Genomic DNA, 15,373 nt, shown 5'->3' with positions numbered 1-15,373 from the left:
TTACATATTCGTACATCAACACATCATTTCTTACTTTTACATCCTATGGAAACACCTCCTCTATCTACCTTTGAAACCGAATTCCGCGTACGTCCTGATGATATAGACATGTTCCATCACGTACACAACAGCAAATATTTCGACTACGTACTAGCCGCCCGGTACGACCAAATGGAACGCTGTTACGGTATGGCCATGGAAAAATTTATAGAACGCGGCTTTGGCTGGGTAGTGCGTACCGCGCATGTTGACTATAAACGCGCATTAGCCATGGGCGATTATTTTATTGTAAAAACCGGCATCGAAAGCATCAATGATAAGGGCTGCAGGGTTAAATTTGATATCACAAATAAAGGCACCGGCAAAATTTGCTGCGATGGTTGGTTTGATTATGTAATGATAGATATGGCAACCGGTCGGGGCGTTAAAATTCCGGAGGATGTTATTGAGCAGTATTTGATATAAATTGACCGAGGTGATTTGAAGAAACAAACACTTTAACTATTTTGTCCGAACCGATTGAAAAATGGACGTTTTTTAATAGCGATCTCTTATATTTACCATCAATCCCCCTTGCTTTATTATGAAAACTATTGCTGCCACGCTAATCTTTATTGCTGCATTTACATTTAGCTGCTTCGCGCAAACACCAAAAGAAACCGCACACCAAAAGGGTGTTGAGGCTGTTAAACTGGAAGACGCAGGCAAATTTGACGACGCACTTAAACTATTGGACGAGGCTCAAAAACTCGATCCCGATAATATCGTGTACCCTTACGAAATGGGTTATTGTTATTACAGCCAGGAACATTATCAAAAAGTGGTAGATCTCCTCGAAAAATTAAAAGACCGCCCGGACAGTTTCGACAGGCTTTACGAATTATTGGGCAACAGCTACGACGTATTAAAGCAAAGCGACAAGGCCATCGCTGTTTATGAAGACGGGCTTAAGAAGTTCCCTAACTCCGGTGTGTTATATCTTGAACGTGGTACCATGCCGTTAACACGTAAGAATTATAGCGAGGCCATTAAATATTTTGAGAAGGGGATAGAGGTTGAACCAAAGTTCCCATCGAATTATTATTGGGCGGCTAAGATCTATTGCGGGTCTGAAAGCGCTGTATGGGGTCTTTTGTATGGCGAGATTTTCATGAACATTGAACGCAATAGCAAACGTACCGGCGAGATCAGTAAATTGCTTTTTGATACTTATAAAAAAGGCATAACTTTTCCATCAGCCGATAAAACCGCCATAAGCTTTAGCAAGCAGAATACTATGACGGTTGACGATTTAAATAATAAAAAGCTGCCTTATGGAATTACTTATGAGATGACAATGAGCTTAGCGACCCTTGGCGAAAGAACTATCGATTTAAATTCGCTGGACCGCATCAGGCAAAATTTCTTGAAAGTTTACAAAGAAAAAGGAACTGATAAAACTTACCCGAATGTATTATTTACCTACCAGGATCAGATAAGCCAGGCCAACAATATGGAAGCATACGATCATTGGCTATTGATGATGGGTGATGAAGCGGCTTTTAACACCTGGAAAACTGCAAATCAAAGCAAGTGGGAAAACTTTATAAAATGGTACGGACCCAACCCGTTGCAGTTGGATGCTCAGCACAGGTTTCACAGGAATATGTTTTGATATATGGTAACTCGCGAAAGCCTTCAGAAAGAATATATAAAACTCGAAACAATCGATTTGCTTGAAATAGCGGCAAATAAAGTCGACTATACTAAATTGGCTTCTTCTGTTGCCAAAGATGAGCTTATAAAAAGGCAGATATCAGAAGAAGAAATTAATGGACACGAACCAATATTTACACACAAAAACAGTTCCGAAATACTGGCGAATTATCGGGCAGATCTTAGACCGTGGCAGAAAGTGATTTTTTACTTTATTTGGGTTCCTCGGCTTCGATCACTTTTCACCTATAATTTTCAACAAGGCGGCTACGTGCTGAAATCCAATCAATCCAATTATTATTCGGTCGCTGGCGTTCTGTTCTGCATTATAGCTGTTATTATAACCAACAATTCCGATTATTCTTTCTTTGCAATGTGGCCGATCGGCCTGGCTATAACATATATATTTGACATACTTTATAATAAACAGCGGCAAATCGATGGCTTGCAGAAAGCCGTAGACGAAGGCAAAGAGCTGAAATGGTAATAAGTTAGCCCTAATTTACAATAACCCTAACGTTATAATAGTTCCGCCAAAACACCCCAAACGCCACAACCAAATTAATCACCGCCAGCGCCAAAATCAGCTTAAATAAAATCAACCAGAAAATAACTACGAACAGGAAAAAGATCCACAACAAATACTTGTCCATATCGAGCCCGATGTAGTACAACAGGCAATGAAATAGCATGGCAATGCTAATACCGGTAATTAGCAATTCAAACGCTATAACCGGGTTAAACCGGCTGAAAAGCCAGATAGCTTCCGGCAACATAATTATTAAATAAACCCCGGTGAAGGCAGTAAACAATTGCAAGCGGCTATAAGGCAAATTACGGGTAAAGCTTAACCATTTTTCCTCAAAGCTGCGTTCTTCAAATATCAGCTTAACATGGGCCACTACTACCGACAGTAAGGCAATGCCCGCCACACGTATATCATGCGCTACATCGGCAAACAACAAAAAAAATCCGGTTATCAATAAATAAGAAAGTCCTTTGGTAACCAGCCAGGTAACCTTATGCTGATCTAACATATTGTAAATAAACAAGCTGAACCATGGTTTTCGCCATTTGCGGCTGAGGGTTAGCAGCCAGCCTTGTGTGCTGCCATCTATTAGGTTATTTACAATTTTCCGGTATAGCATTGCGCTCAAGGCAGCAAGTGAGAGCAGATAGCAAATAATTGCCAGCGGGATAAGATAGTAATGATGCGCCACCCCTACCACTGCCGCTATAACTCCATAAACCGAAACAGGCAGCATCATCATTTGCTGCACAAAAAACCAGCTTTTAAACTGCTTAGCTTTTGCAAAGGCATTGCTGCTGTAAAACAAAAATTGCTGATTAACGGCACCAATCTGCCCCACAACATAATGCCAGCTTTTAAGTGTATAGATCAACCAGCCCGCAAACACCACTCCCATCATCAGCGGACTGCTTACAAAGGTCAGCATTAAGGTTTTATGATAATTAAGCAGTTGCCCCGGTTCCACCATCCCAAAAAGCACAAAAAAGCCAACTGCAAGGATCCCGGCATGTGCACGGTAAAAGCCTGCTGCGAATATTTTTGTGAGGATGTTGGTTAGTGGCTTCATTCTTTCAATTTCTAAACAACAATACTGATCGATATCTCGTCATTTTTTCTTACCTCCTTACGCGCAGCGAAGGGGGGTCGACCAGCGTAGCGAGGTCGGGTGGGTAAATTCAGCGCGCGATATTCACGCCAATTTTTACCCCTCATCCAATTCCTCCTTATAATAATTAACATAAAACAAACAATACGAAACCCCAAAACAAACTGGCACCAACCACCACACCAATCCAAACAAGATCACCAGCGAGATCGCAAAAAAAATCCCCAGCAACCACGGCAGGTATTTGTTCATGGCCAGCCCTATGCGGTATAAAACACAATGGAACAGCATGGTAATTCCCAATAACATTACCAATAAACCAACCGCCATAAAAAACTTAAAGTTGATAAAAAGCCATATACATTCGGGAAGCAGTAATATTAAATAAGTAAGAACATGCTGTGCATATAGTTTCCCCAGGCTGTATGGGAAATTTCGCGTAATGCTCAAATACACCAATGCAAACCTGTGCTGCTGATAAATCAGTATGGAATGTGCCATAACAATCGCCAAAACAGCGAAGGAAGCTACCCGGCTGTTGGTAACTGCATCGGCAAAGGAAAACATAATGCTGATAATAGCTACATAGGATAGCAACTTAGTAAGCACAAGCGCCATCTTCAGCCTGTCGAATATGTGATAAACAAACAGGCTAAAAAATGGTTTACGCCAGCTTTGTCCGAGGTTTATCAGCCAGGTTTGCCCTGTATCTTCAAGCAGTGCATTCAATTGTTTGGTGTAGATAAATGCAGTGGTGGTAATCAGAAGAATAGTAAACAAAATAATTACCATTACCATGCCATAATGGTGCAACACCACCCCTATTACCGATGCCAATAGCGCGTAGCACACAAACGGCAAACTGATAATAAACTGCATATAAAACCAGCCTTTAAACTGCTGAATCCTGCCTGCAGATAAAACACTGTAATACAAAAACTCATGATGTTCAATCTGTAATTGGCCCGATACGTATTGCCAGCTTTTGATGGTGTAAAAGATCCACACCGTAAAAAACATCAGCATCATACCCGGGCTGCTCACAAATGTTATGAGGATCATGAACTGGTAATAGAGTTCCCTTCCCGGTGGCAGCAACTTTACGTCGCCCAGTGTGTTGATGAAAAAACAATAGCTCACCAGGATTACGAACAGGAAGATCAATAGTCCGGAGTTTACCTTATAAAAACCGCGGGCGAAGACCTTTACCAGTATATTATTTAACGGCTGCGGCATCAGCGGGTAAATTGCAGGGTTTGATTTTCGACCAAAAGTTCACCCGCATCCAGCCGTTCATCAACATCGAGTGCCTGGTGCGATGACAGCATAAAGCTCACCCCCTGATCATGCTGTTCCCTGATCCAACTATATAATATTTTTAATGATTCAGTATCAATTGTGATCAGAGGTTCATCCAGCAAGATCAGCTTCGGACTACCAAGAAAAGCCAGCACCAACGACAGTTTTTTTAGCATCCCGCTGCTGTACGTACCTATGGGCCGGTCGATATAGCTATGCATTTTCATGCTCTCTATAAAGTGCAGCTCCTGCCCTGCTGGCGCATCCTTGGCTGAGGCGAATAGCTTAACCATCTCCATACCTGTTAAAAACTCGGGGAACAGCGGTTCGGCCTCGGCAAAGTTTACCAGCTTGCGGTAGGCAACCGGTTGTTTTTTTATGCTGATGCCTCCTTCCAGAATAATATCGCCATTAAAGGCAAGGATGCCTGAGATCGATTTCAGTAAAGTACTTTTACCCGAACCGTTTACACCCTTTATCCAGTAAATTCCGGGTTCAATATTAAAGTCGGCAATTGATAAGGCAGGATAATTCCCATAAAATTTTTTAAATTCTACAAAATGCAGCATCAGGAAGTTTTTTGTTTGATGTGGCAAGATAAGGATTGTTACACAAACAGCTTGGTTAATTATATTATTCGCAAGTTTAATTTCCAGCTTTTGTTACATAAACTCATCAGGATTGTAACTTACACAATTAATTGATTACTATTTGAGAAATAATTTTGCAATTAGATTATCATTTCTCATATTAGATGAAATTTAATTAACCTAAAATTACACGTATGAAAAAAACAGATTTGATGGATCTGAATCCAGATCCCAAAGACATTCTCACAAGAGCACAAATGAAAAACGTTAAAGGGGGATCTATTCCGCCGGGTTGCGTTTGTAAGAGCGACACTATAGATCCGCATATTCCTCCGCCGCCGCCTGACGGCTGTACAACTTATCAACCTGCTAGTGGCGCGTGCTCACAAGACTATCATTATCTTCTTTGCTGTTAGCAATAAAGCATCTTAATAGCTCCGATGCTATACTGTGGCTTGGACAGGGTAAAAACAAAAAGCAAAAGCGGCGAATTGCCGCTTTTGCTTTTTCCTGTTAACTTGTTATCCCAGATTTTAAAATCCTGACCAATGTAGCAGCTATTAATGTATTTTTATCCAATTAATTCATGGATCAATATTAAAATCAACAATTATTAAAGCAGGAAAGTTCCCATGTTTTTAATCCTACAAAATATTGGAAATTTTTATTTGATGTTAAGGGAAGGATTGTTGTCGTAGTTAAATCTTTCACATAATACTAGCTTTTCTTTAGAAAAAACTATATTACAATACCAATTAATCCAACAAATGAAAATGCCTAACATCGAAAATTATAAGACAGTACAACTAATAATACTTATAGCTGTGATTATTATCGTCATCCCTGCCTTATTGTTACAGCCGGCGTTCTTCAAATTTTGGAACTTTTCAAATTCAGCCTCAATTGGAGAAACAATTGGAGGCATTACTTCACCTTTTATTAATGGCATAGCAGCCATTTTAGTTTTTATAGCATTTAAAGCTCAAATTAAGGCTAATCAAATTATTACCAATCAAGAAAAATCTCGAAATATACTATCGCAGATTACTTTAGTACAAGACGATAAACTTGAAATTGATACAGTAATACTGTCAACTATTAATAGGTCAGAATACTTACAGTCCTCAAGTATTATACAAATAATTAACGCCCTAAATAAGATTTTATTCTTCACCTCTGAAATTAGATTAGCATATGAACTTATTCAAGAATATGAAGGAGAAAAAGATTTTCTCTATCGAAAATTATATTATTTGTACATCATTAGGTATCAGACCCTTTTTTTAAATCTAAATGCAATGCTAAATAATGAACTCGCTAATGTTCATAAAGACTACGAATTGATTGTAGTTGAATTATTACTCCAGATAAAATACTTGAATGAAAACTTAAAAGATGTTACTTTATATAAATGAATGTTGATATCGTTGCTATTAAAATGATTGTAAGAAAGTAGATTTCATCAAAAAGCGGCGAATTGCCGCTTTTTTTACTTAAATTACTGTTAGCTTGTTGGCATGAGTTAAGTCTCATGCGTTAGTCCGGATTTACAATATTTTGAATCCCGACTAACAAGCTATTATAGCGTTATTATCAATTATTTGATTACCCTAAAAAGAAAATCATTTGATAATCAAGATGTTTCAAAGCGTTCCGGGTGTTCCACTGGAAAAAATGGAACGCTTTGCCTGATTGTATTTACATTAATCCATTATATGAAAAAGCAAATCCTTCCCGTTTATTGTATATTATTTATGCAATTGACAACTGATATCGCCGTTGCCCAAACATCTCCTAAAAAGCACGAAATGTATGGCTTTACAGAGCCAACGCCACTCGATTTTAATGACCATGAAGGCTACGTTTCTATTTTTGATGGTAAAACCCTGAAGGATTGGGACGGTAACCCAAAATTCTGGCGGGTTGAAGATGGCGCTATTGTTGGTGAATCGACCCCTAAGAATCCAAGCGGCAACAGCTATATTGTTTACAAGGGGATGAAGGCTAAGGATTTCACCCTGAAATTTGAGATAAAGGTTGAGGGCGAAGGCGGCAGTGGGATGCAATATCGCAGTAAAACCGGCATCCCCTGGTTAAATCCCATTTCGAAGGAAGTAACAGCAAACGTTGGCCTCGTTAACTTAAATTGGATGATGACCGGTCCGCAGGCCGATTTTTGGCCATCACAACCCTGGACGGGCCAGTTTTATTCAGAAAACACTCCAATGCGGATCCTGGCCTGGCGCGGTGAGGTTGTTGAAGGTTTTAGCACAAAATACAAGAAGCTTATAGGCAACATCGGTGACCGCGATGAATTGGCAAAACTGGTTAAAAAGAACGACTGGAACGAGTATACAGTAATTGCCCGGGGCAATGTTTGTATGCACATTTTAAACGGACAACTAATGGCGGTAATGATAGATGATGACCCGAAATCATCAAACAATCAATCGGGAATGATAGGGATTGAAATTGAAGCCACCACAAAAATTTCAGTAAGAAACATCTGGATAAAGAAATTGAATTAAACCGGGAATACCGACTCGATCCTTTACAAATAAGATAGTCAAACAAATTTCTGTCATTTTTATCCATGTCTCTTTTTAAATTGCAAAGAGTAATATATTTACATGTTTAAACAACAATCATTAACATGGAAGCATACAGACTATTTGAGCCGGCTAAAGTTGGCGCTATAACATTAAAAAACAGGATCGTTATGTCGCCGATGACGCGGTGCCGGGCTATTGGCAATGTGCCTAATGATTTAATGGCAGAATATTATGGCCAACGCGCCGGCGCTGGGCTTATAGTTACGGAAGGCACCTCACCCTCGCCTAACGGATTGGGCTATGCGCGCATTCCCGGCATTTTTAGCGACGAACAGGTTGAAGGCTGGCAAAAGGTAACTACCGCTGTTCACGAAAAGGGAGGAAAAATCTTTGTGCAGTTGATGCATACCGGTCGCATTAGTCACCCTCTTAATTTGCCGGAGGGCGCTGAAGTGATTGCCCCATCTGCCGTTAAACCAGCTGGCCACATGTGGACAGATGCACAGCAAATGCAAGAGTTCCCTATCCCCAAAGCAATGACTGCCGAAGAGTTGCAAAGTACAAAGGCTGAATTTGTAGCCGCTGCTAAAAATGCAATAACCGCAGGCTTTGATGGTGTAGAATTGCACAGCGCTAATGGCTATTTGTTAGAGCAATTTTTATCGCCAATAAGTAATATCCGGACTGATAATTATGGCGGAAGCATCGAAAACCGCTGCCGCTTTGTAGTTGAAGTAGCCACAGAAGTTGCAGCAGCTATCGGCAAAGAGAAAACAGGGATCAGGTTATCCCCTTACGGAGTTGCAAGTGATATGCCGCATTACCCTGAAATTGATGCAACCTACGAATACCTTGCAGGGAAGCTTAACGAGATAGGTATTGCTTATGTTCACGTAGTGGATCATTCGGCGATCGGAGCTCCCGCCGTTCCTTTGGCTATCAAACAAACTATTCGTGATACCTTTAAAAATACGATGATACTTGCCGGTGGCCATACGTTAGAATCAGCGGAAGCCGAACTGCAAACCGGCATATCTGACTTAGAAGCATTTGGCCGTCCGTTCATCAATAACCCTGATTTGGTGGAACGTTTTCAAAAAGATGAACCGCTATCGGCAAACCTCGACGTGGAAACATTTTACACCGCTGACGAAAAAGGTTATACTGACTACCCCACCTATACTGCTTAATACTTCAAAACATTTACACAAAGCACCTGTTGAAAAACTAAAAACAAACAACCCCATGAAGGCGATCCAATTTGATACCTACGGCGATTCCGATGTTCTCCATCTAACGGAGATTAACAAGCCGCAACCCGGTGAAAACGAAATATTAATAAAGATAGCAGCTACCACCGTAAACCCTTTCGACATGAAGGTGCGTTCAGGGTCAATGCAAAAAATGATCCCGTTAAACTTACCGTGGATTCCCGGCTCTGATGTTGCGGGACGAATTGAAGCCGTAGGCAGCGGGGTTTCCAGGTTAAAGGTTGGCGACGAAGTATTTGGCAGCACCTTTGGCGGTACTTACGCCGAATACGTAGTAATAAAGGAAGAATCGGCGGCGCTGATTCCAAACAATGTGAGCCTGCCGGAAGCTGCTGCTTTAGTTATACCAATTGTTACCTCGTATACATTCCTGGTAACAGGCGGTGAGTTGAAGGAAGGACAACGTGTATTGATCCATGGTGCAGCCGGCGCGGTTGGCGGTATTATGGTTCAAATAGCAAAAGCTTTGGGCGCTTACGTGATCGGCACCGCTTCGCGTGGCGGCCTTGAATTGGCTAAGTCGCTTGGTGCCGATGAGGTGATCGATTATAAAAACCAGGATTTCACGCAACTGGTAAAAGATGTTGATCTGGTAATTGATCTTGCAGGTGGCGAGACACAAGCCAAGTCATTCGCTGTGGTTAAAAAAGGGGGCAAATTATTAAGCGCAGTTATGCCGCCATCGCAGGAGTTAGCTGAGCAATATGGTATTAACGCGCAATTCATCTCATCAGAACCATCACACAAAAAACTTGAGTTTGGTGTAAAACTGGTTGAAGAAGGCAAAGTCAAAACTCAAATTGCTAAAATATTGAAACTGGAAGAAGCCGGCAAAGCGCAGGATTTGGTGACTGCTGGCGGGATTAATGGCAAGGTGGTGTTGGAGGTGAATTGATATAGAGCATAATTTCTTTGTCATCCTATTTGTGCATAGGATGACAAAGATTTAATATCAACCGCGCTTCACCAAATACCGCTTCCTAAGCCACTCACGCACCGGTTCATCGTAAAGTTTAAGGCAGCCATAAGCCAGCAGGATGCTGGTCACAAATAGCAACCCGCCAACAAGCAATCCGTTATTTTGCATGGTTACCTTATTATTTGCCACCCAGGCGGTAAAAATATAAATGAGCGGGTAATGTGTGATGTACATCGGGTAAGAAATATCGCCGAAAAACTTACACACCCTTGCGGTACGCTTCCCGGTAATCTGGCCGCCTGCACCAATAGCAACGATCAGCGGGAAAACAAGAATTATACAAAACGACTCATAAACACCGTTCATCCAAAGGTGTTGGCTACCGCCAACCCTGGGCCAAAACATAACAAGCGCTATAAGGAGGCTGCAAACAGTAAATGCACCTTTAATATGGATCAGCTTACCCATCCTGCAAAGCAGCACACCTGCAAAAAATGGGTAAAGCACCCGCGTAAAGCCAATATTTAATTGCTCTTTATTAATGCTCCAGCCGCCGATAACATCGCCCTGCGGACCGAATACAGTATAGTTAATCAGCAAACCGGCTGCAATCAGCACAAAAATTGCAAGCACAGTTTTTGAAAATCTGCGAACGATGAGCGCGTAAAGGATATTGGCAATATATTCAAAGAACAGCGACCATGCAGGTCCGTCCAACGGGTGCATTTCCTGCCATCCCCGAATATCCATCGAGATTGGAATGGGAATGAGTGTACAACCTATCACCATAACCAGCAGCATTTTCCAAACAGGCGTAGCGTCTATCATCGGAAACGCAACTCCTCCCTGGAAATAAAACAACGCCGCGCCAATAAGTGAGCCCATGATTACCATAGGCTGCAAACGGATGAGCCTGCGTTTGTAAAAATCCCATTGGGTCATTTTAGCCCAGCGGTCATCGTAGGCATAGGCTACCACGAAGCCTGACAGCAAAAAGAAGAAATCAACCGCCAGGTAACCGTGATTGATGATCTGTTTAAAGCGGTCACCGCCTGCAAAGGTTTCTAAAATGTGAAAGGCTACTACCAAAATAGAGGCTACGCCGCGCAATCCGTCGAGGATCTCGTAATGATTTTTGGGCGCAAGATACGCAGGTGCTTTGTTCATTAATTGGTGAAATAAGTATAATTGGATAATGGTTATCTTAACGCTGACCGCCAGCCTGGAGTTTGACAGGACGGGTTAGTAAAAATGGTTTAATTTATTGAGATAGCGAAAAATAAATCATTATCTCAATATTTCCATTGTCGCTAAATGGCCGAAGGAAACGACAATATCCAAATCGAAAACAGCAACGCCTCAAACAAGTTAATCTGAAACGGCGTAGCGCTTCTTAGCACCTTGAAAAAACAACCTAAAGCGAAAAATCCGAAATTTTCCCTTATGTTTGACTGTTAAATTGACTACAAATACCCTGATAAAAACAGATGCGTAAATTTTGGGCTTATTTAAAAACAAGACAATTCCGGGCTAACCTGCTGCTGGCAATAGGCACGGTGGTTGTTATTTTAATGATAGCGTTCTTTAGCTTAAGCTTTTACACCCGTCATGGCACGGGCATCCCCGTACCACAGCTAAAAGGCATGCAGGTTGAAAAAGCCATGAGTATGCTTAAGGAGCAAGGATTCGACTATAAGATAGATTCGGTTTATGTGCTTGATCAACCCCCAGGCTCAGTTGTAGAACAGGATCCTGACCCCGGGACCAATGTAAAAGAGAACCGTACCATTTACCTAACCGTGGTTACCCGCCAGGCCCCGCCTGTATCTATGCCCGACCTGGAACCATACACTTACCGCGAGGCTGTGGCCACGCTGGCAAACTACGGCTTAAAGGTAGGTGATACCACCTATAAATCGGATATAGCACGCGACAGAATCCTTGAAATGCGTTTTGGCGGACAGGAAATAAAGGCAGGTACCAAGATCCCCAAAGGATCAAGGATAGACTTGGTGCTTGGTAACGGCGAAGGCGCAAGCGAAGTTGAAATTCCCGATTTGGTAAACCAGGATCTCGATGCCGCCAAATTTGTGATCAAACAAGGCGGATTGACCGTAGGCACCATTACTTACCAGGGGACTATAACGGATTCAACGAGCCTGGTAGTTGTGGCGCAATCGCCCATAAGAACCGACTCGCTGAGCAAAGCGAGCAATGGCACCCGCATAAATCTTACCGTTTCACAAGGTAAAAAGTCAGATGTCCCCAATCAATAACCAGGAATTATTCACGCGAATGCAAAACGGTGAAGAATTGAATTTACTTGATGTTAGGGAGGAGATTGAATTTCATACGTTCAATATCGGTGGAAGGAATATCCCGTTATCACAGTTTATTAATAACTTGGATAAGCTGGAATACAACAAAACAGACGAAATTATTGTTATTTGTAAGGTGGGATTAAGAAGCGAAACCGCCCGGGAAATATTAGCGCAAAACGGCTACCTGCAAGCACGCAATTTAACCGGCGGGATAATGGCCCTGCAAAAATTAAAATATTAAAAGTTTATTAAAATGACAGCAAAAAACACATCATCAGGCGGAACTTCAAGAAAGTTTATCGTTGTTATGGTGATCATACTCCTGGTAGCTATTGGCTTTACCGGCTTAAATTACTACCTAAAATATTTCAGTCCTAACGTAACCAACAACCAGGAATATCTTTACATAAAAACCGGATCGAAATTTACTGACGTTTATAAAACCGTTCAGGAAAAGCAAATGGTTAAGGATACCGCCAGCTTTTACAAGGCCGCTGAAAACATGAATTATATCAGCCGGGTTAAGCCAGGCCGTTATCGCCTGCATGAAGGGATGAGCAATCGCCGCCTGATCAATATGCTAGCCTCCGGTACCCAGGAACCTGTAACCGTATCATTTCATAATTTAAGGTTGAAAGAAGAATTCGCGGGCTTTTTATCGAAAAAGATAGAGCCTGATTCAACATCCATCATTCGGTTACTTGATTCAACCAGTTTTGTGCAGCAGTACGGCTTTACTACAGACAATGTGTACACCATGTTTTTGCCAAACAGCTACCAACTATACTGGAACACATCGCCCGAAAAGTTTTTTAAGCGGATGTATGCCAACTACGAGAAGTTCTGGACGCCCGAACGCAAGCAAAAGGCAGCGGCTATCAACCTTACTCCTGTCGAGGTATCCATTTTGGCGTCAATAGTTGATGCTGAGGCATTGCATGATGATGAAATGCCTGCCGTAGCAGGTCTCTATTTAAATCGCCTTAAAAAAGGCATGAAGCTGGAAGCTGATCCAACCGTTATCTTCGCTGAGAATGATTTCACTATCAAACGGGTATTGAACAGGTACCTTTCTATCAATTCACCATATAACACCTACCTGCACACAGGTTTGCCCCCCGGTCCTATCATGATGCCATCGGTAGCTGCCGTTAATTCGGTGCTCGATTACCAGAAAAACGATTATATCTACATGTGCGCCAAAGCCGACTTTTCAGGCTACCACGCATTCGCTACTAACGTTGCTCAACATTTGGTAAACGCCCACGCGTTTCAGCAAGCCCTTAACGACAGAAATATAAAAAAATAATGTTCGAGCACTCTACTAAAATAAGGGTACGATACGGGGAAACCGACCAGATGGGCTATATGTACTATGGTAACTATGCGGAGTTTTACGAGGTGGGCCGTGTGGAAATGCTGCGCAGTATGGGTTTAACTTATAGTGGCATGGAAGCATCAGGGATTATGATGCCGGTTATAGAACTGAACTGCAAGTATTACAAACCCGCGCTGTACGACGAGGAGATTACGGTAAAAGTAATTATGAAAGAGATGCCACGGATAAAGATCCACTTTATCTACGAGCTTTATAACGAAAAGCAGGAACTGATAAACCTTGGTGAAACATCACTGGTATTTATAAATATGACAACCAAACGCCCCTGCATTGCCCCGCAGGATTTTCGAGATAAATTAAAACCTTTTTTTGAGTAAGTTTACGTTCAAATGAAGTGGACACACCGCCTTTTACTCAGGTTTAAGTTTTACAAAAGGTTTATAGCGTGGTCAAAATCATATGTACTGCCGGGCTTTCATCCGCTGCCGTTGTATGATGTGGTTGCCTTTTTTGCCCACGAGATCCAGCAGCGAACCTTATTAAATAAAGCTTCGGCGCTGGCATTTAATTTCATGCTGGCATTTTTCCCGGCAACTATATTCCTGTTTACACTTATCCCCTATATCCCCATAAAAAACTTCCAGGGACAGTTGCTTAGCATTTTGTCGACAGTATTGCCCTACAACGCCTATATGGCGTTCCAGGCTACCATTGAAGACATCGTTAGGATCCACAACGGCAAGTTGCTTTCAATAGGTTTCATATCAGCCCTTTATTTTGCCACGAATGGAATCACTAACTTGATGCAGGCTTTTAACCGATCGTCGCTGATAGTCGAAAAGCGGACTTGGCTAAAAAGGCGGAGCATCGCATTAGTGCTTACAATAGTGATAAGTGTAGCGCTTTTAGTAGCCATAACCATTATGACCGGTGGTGAAGCCGTAATAACCCTTTTAAAATCACACGTGAAGGAGAAGAGCCATTTTTGGATCTATTTATTAGCCTTCGCCCGATGGATAATTGTGATAGCTATATTCTTTTTTACCATATCATTGTTATACCGGTATGGCCCCGCCAATAAACAGAAATGGAAATTCTTGAGCACCGGCTCCATCATGGCAACCATACTTGCCGTCCTAACGTCTCTTGGATTTGCCTATTATATTAACAACTTTTCTTCCTACAACAAGGTGTACGGTTCCTTAGGCGGGTTGATCATACTTATGCTGTGGCTTTATTTGAACTCGCTCATCCTGATCATCGGCTTTGAGTTAAACGCAAGTATCGAGTACTCCAAACGGAACATCAAGGAAGTAAAGCCCATGTTCAATTCTTTTCGAAAAAAGCCGCTTGATTAGCAAATTCCCCGCTTAAATACGCGGGTTTTAAGCATTTTTTAAGAAGTGTTAAGAAGCACTTTTCCGGCAAAAAAGCAAAAACAGGCTGCAAAAACCACCACAAACATCACCAAATCAACAACTTATACAATAATTAAAAAAACTTAATATCAGGTTTGGCAATTCGGCCCGGTTTTGTACTTTTGACCCCGGAGAGCTGGCAGAGTGGTCGATTGCGGCAGTCTTGAAAACTGTTGACTGTAACAGGTCCTGGGGTTCGAATCCCTAGCTCTCCGCTGGAAGGGACGATTGAAAAATCGTCCCTTTTTTTATATATTAGATGTGATTTTTTGATAATGAGATTTAGTAATAACAATAGGGTAGCCATACTCATTACTTCTCCTTGTAAATTT

At 41.7% G+C, this 15,373-nt stretch carries 17 protein-coding genes and 1 tRNA gene; 14 read left to right on the top strand and 4 right to left on the bottom strand.

What is annotated here, in order from left to right; genetic code table 11:
* Positions 1-45 precede the first annotated feature (45 nt).
* The 3 genes from KXD93_RS00995 (at position 46) to KXD93_RS00985 (ending at position 2,182) form a co-directional block, all read left to right on the top strand.
* Positions 46-465, top strand: coding sequence for an acyl-CoA thioesterase (locus KXD93_RS00995; protein WP_258134989.1), 420 nt, complete (start codon positions 46-48; stop codon positions 463-465).
* A 118-nt stretch (positions 466-583) separates the two neighbouring features.
* Positions 584-1,654 carry a tetratricopeptide repeat protein gene (locus KXD93_RS00990; RefSeq protein WP_258134988.1) on the top strand — a complete coding sequence of 357 codons (1,071 nt, stop codon included), beginning with the start codon at positions 584-586 and terminating at the stop codon, positions 1,652-1,654.
* Positions 1,655-1,657: 3 nt separating this feature from the next.
* Positions 1,658-2,182 (top strand): hypothetical protein, encoded by a 525-nt coding sequence (locus KXD93_RS00985; protein ID WP_258134987.1) that lies wholly within the window; start codon positions 1,658-1,660, stop codon positions 2,180-2,182.
* A gap of 10 nt (positions 2,183-2,192) precedes the next feature.
* Here KXD93_RS00985 and KXD93_RS00980 read toward each other — a convergent pair whose 3' ends face one another.
* The 3 genes from KXD93_RS00980 to KXD93_RS00970 form a co-directional block, all read right to left on the bottom strand.
* Complete coding sequence (locus KXD93_RS00980; RefSeq protein WP_258134986.1) at positions 2,193-3,293, bottom strand: hypothetical protein; 1,101 nt, start codon at positions 3,291-3,293, stop codon at positions 2,193-2,195.
* A gap of 135 nt (positions 3,294-3,428) precedes the next feature.
* Positions 3,429-4,568 (bottom strand): hypothetical protein, encoded by a 1,140-nt coding sequence (locus tag KXD93_RS00975; RefSeq protein ID WP_258134985.1) that lies wholly within the window; start codon positions 4,566-4,568, stop codon positions 3,429-3,431.
* Positions 4,568-5,227, bottom strand: a complete 660-nt coding sequence (locus KXD93_RS00970) for an ABC transporter ATP-binding protein (protein ID WP_258134984.1) — start codon at positions 5,225-5,227, stop codon at positions 4,568-4,570. The genes KXD93_RS00975 and KXD93_RS00970 overlap by 1 nt, the downstream gene beginning before the upstream one ends.
* A 188-nt stretch (positions 5,228-5,415) precedes the next feature.
* Between KXD93_RS00970 and KXD93_RS00965 the strand changes: the two genes are divergently transcribed.
* From KXD93_RS00965 to KXD93_RS00945, 5 genes are all read left to right on the top strand, one after another.
* Entirely contained in the window at positions 5,416-5,637 is a 222-nt protein-coding gene (locus KXD93_RS00965) for a hypothetical protein (RefSeq protein WP_258134983.1), read from the top strand.
* A gap of 351 nt (positions 5,638-5,988) precedes the next feature.
* Entirely contained in the window at positions 5,989-6,636 is a 648-nt protein-coding gene (locus KXD93_RS00960) for a hypothetical protein (RefSeq protein WP_258134982.1), read from the top strand.
* Between the two features lie 300 nt (positions 6,637-6,936).
* A complete protein-coding gene (locus KXD93_RS00955) occupies positions 6,937-7,749 on the top strand; it encodes a 3-keto-disaccharide hydrolase (RefSeq protein ID WP_258134981.1) in 813 nt (270 codons plus the stop codon).
* A 125-nt stretch (positions 7,750-7,874) separates the two neighbouring features.
* On the top strand, positions 7,875-8,963 hold the full coding sequence (locus KXD93_RS00950; protein WP_258134980.1) for an alkene reductase: 1,089 nt from the start codon (positions 7,875-7,877) through the stop codon (positions 8,961-8,963).
* A gap of 55 nt (positions 8,964-9,018) precedes the next feature.
* Entirely contained in the window at positions 9,019-9,939 is a 921-nt protein-coding gene (locus tag KXD93_RS00945) for an NADP-dependent oxidoreductase (RefSeq protein WP_258134979.1), read from the top strand.
* A 57-nt stretch (positions 9,940-9,996) separates the two neighbouring features.
* On the opposite strand, the gene KXD93_RS00940 is transcribed toward KXD93_RS00945, so the two are convergent.
* A complete protein-coding gene (locus KXD93_RS00940; protein WP_258134978.1) occupies positions 9,997-11,130 on the bottom strand; it encodes an acyltransferase family protein in 1,134 nt (377 codons plus the stop codon).
* Positions 11,131-11,450: 320 nt separating this feature from the next.
* Here KXD93_RS00940 and KXD93_RS00935 point away from each other — a divergent pair, with 320 nt between their 5' ends.
* The 6 genes from KXD93_RS00935 to KXD93_RS00910 all read left to right on the top strand — a co-directional run bounded on the left by KXD93_RS00935 (position 11,451) and on the right by KXD93_RS00910 (position 15,256).
* Positions 11,451-12,239 (top strand): PASTA domain-containing protein, encoded by a 789-nt coding sequence (locus KXD93_RS00935; RefSeq protein ID WP_258134977.1) that lies wholly within the window; start codon positions 11,451-11,453, stop codon positions 12,237-12,239.
* Positions 12,223-12,525: a rhodanese-like domain-containing protein gene (locus KXD93_RS00930; RefSeq protein WP_258134976.1), complete on the top strand. Its 303-nt coding sequence runs from the start codon at positions 12,223-12,225 to the stop codon at positions 12,523-12,525. The genes KXD93_RS00935 and KXD93_RS00930 overlap by 17 nt, the downstream gene beginning before the upstream one ends.
* A 12-nt stretch (positions 12,526-12,537) precedes the next feature.
* Positions 12,538-13,593, top strand: a complete 1,056-nt coding sequence (gene mltG / locus KXD93_RS00925) for an endolytic transglycosylase MltG (protein ID WP_258134975.1) — start codon at positions 12,538-12,540, stop codon at positions 13,591-13,593.
* Entirely contained in the window at positions 13,593-14,000 is a 408-nt protein-coding gene (locus KXD93_RS00920; RefSeq protein ID WP_258134974.1) for an acyl-CoA thioesterase, read from the top strand. Before mltG ends, KXD93_RS00920 begins: the two co-directional genes overlap by 1 nt.
* A 12-nt stretch (positions 14,001-14,012) precedes the next feature.
* Positions 14,013-14,981 (top strand): YihY/virulence factor BrkB family protein, encoded by a 969-nt coding sequence (locus tag KXD93_RS00915; RefSeq protein WP_258134973.1) that lies wholly within the window; start codon positions 14,013-14,015, stop codon positions 14,979-14,981.
* A gap of 190 nt (positions 14,982-15,171) precedes the next feature.
* Positions 15,172-15,256 (top strand) — tRNA-Ser (locus KXD93_RS00910).
* Positions 15,257-15,373: the final 117 nt, after the last annotated feature.

The sequence above is a fragment of the Mucilaginibacter phenanthrenivorans genome, assembly GCF_024721155.1.
In the GTDB taxonomy this organism is placed as follows: Bacteria; Bacteroidota; Bacteroidia; order Sphingobacteriales; family Sphingobacteriaceae; genus Mucilaginibacter; species Mucilaginibacter phenanthrenivorans.
Note: the sequence above shows the minus strand (reverse complement) of the source record. Positions and strands in the feature narration are given on the sequence as shown.

Excerpts from the sequence above, each read along its gene's own strand:
- KXD93_RS00990 (WP_258134988.1), top strand. The coding sequence starts at position 584 with ATGAAAACTATTGCTGCCACGCTAATCTTTATTGCTGCATTTACATTT.
- KXD93_RS00930 (WP_258134976.1), top strand. The coding sequence starts at position 12,223 with ATGTCCCCAATCAATAACCAGGAATTATTCACGCGAATGCAAAACGGT.
- KXD93_RS00965 (WP_258134983.1), top strand. The coding sequence starts at position 5,416 with ATGAAAAAAACAGATTTGATGGATCTGAATCCAGATCCCAAAGACATT.
- KXD93_RS00995 (WP_258134989.1), top strand. The coding sequence starts at position 46 with ATGGAAACACCTCCTCTATCTACCTTTGAAACCGAATTCCGCGTACGT.
- KXD93_RS00960 (WP_258134982.1), top strand. The coding sequence starts at position 5,989 with ATGAAAATGCCTAACATCGAAAATTATAAGACAGTACAACTAATAATA.
- KXD93_RS00920 (WP_258134974.1), top strand. The coding sequence starts at position 13,593 with ATGTTCGAGCACTCTACTAAAATAAGGGTACGATACGGGGAAACCGAC.
- mltG (WP_258134975.1), top strand. The coding sequence starts at position 12,538 with ATGACAGCAAAAAACACATCATCAGGCGGAACTTCAAGAAAGTTTATC.
- KXD93_RS00975 (WP_258134985.1), bottom strand. The coding sequence starts at position 4,568 with ATGCCGCAGCCGTTAAATAATATACTGGTAAAGGTCTTCGCCCGCGGT.
- KXD93_RS00915 (WP_258134973.1), top strand. The coding sequence starts at position 14,013 with ATGAAGTGGACACACCGCCTTTTACTCAGGTTTAAGTTTTACAAAAGG.
- KXD93_RS00935 (WP_258134977.1), top strand. The coding sequence starts at position 11,451 with ATGCGTAAATTTTGGGCTTATTTAAAAACAAGACAATTCCGGGCTAAC.
- KXD93_RS00980 (WP_258134986.1), bottom strand. The coding sequence starts at position 3,293 with ATGAAGCCACTAACCAACATCCTCACAAAAATATTCGCAGCAGGCTTT.
- KXD93_RS00940 (WP_258134978.1), bottom strand. The coding sequence starts at position 11,130 with ATGAACAAAGCACCTGCGTATCTTGCGCCCAAAAATCATTACGAGATC.
- KXD93_RS00945 (WP_258134979.1), top strand. The coding sequence starts at position 9,019 with ATGAAGGCGATCCAATTTGATACCTACGGCGATTCCGATGTTCTCCAT.
- KXD93_RS00950 (WP_258134980.1), top strand. The coding sequence starts at position 7,875 with ATGGAAGCATACAGACTATTTGAGCCGGCTAAAGTTGGCGCTATAACA.
- KXD93_RS00985 (WP_258134987.1), top strand. The coding sequence starts at position 1,658 with ATGGTAACTCGCGAAAGCCTTCAGAAAGAATATATAAAACTCGAAACA.
- KXD93_RS00955 (WP_258134981.1), top strand. The coding sequence starts at position 6,937 with ATGAAAAAGCAAATCCTTCCCGTTTATTGTATATTATTTATGCAATTG.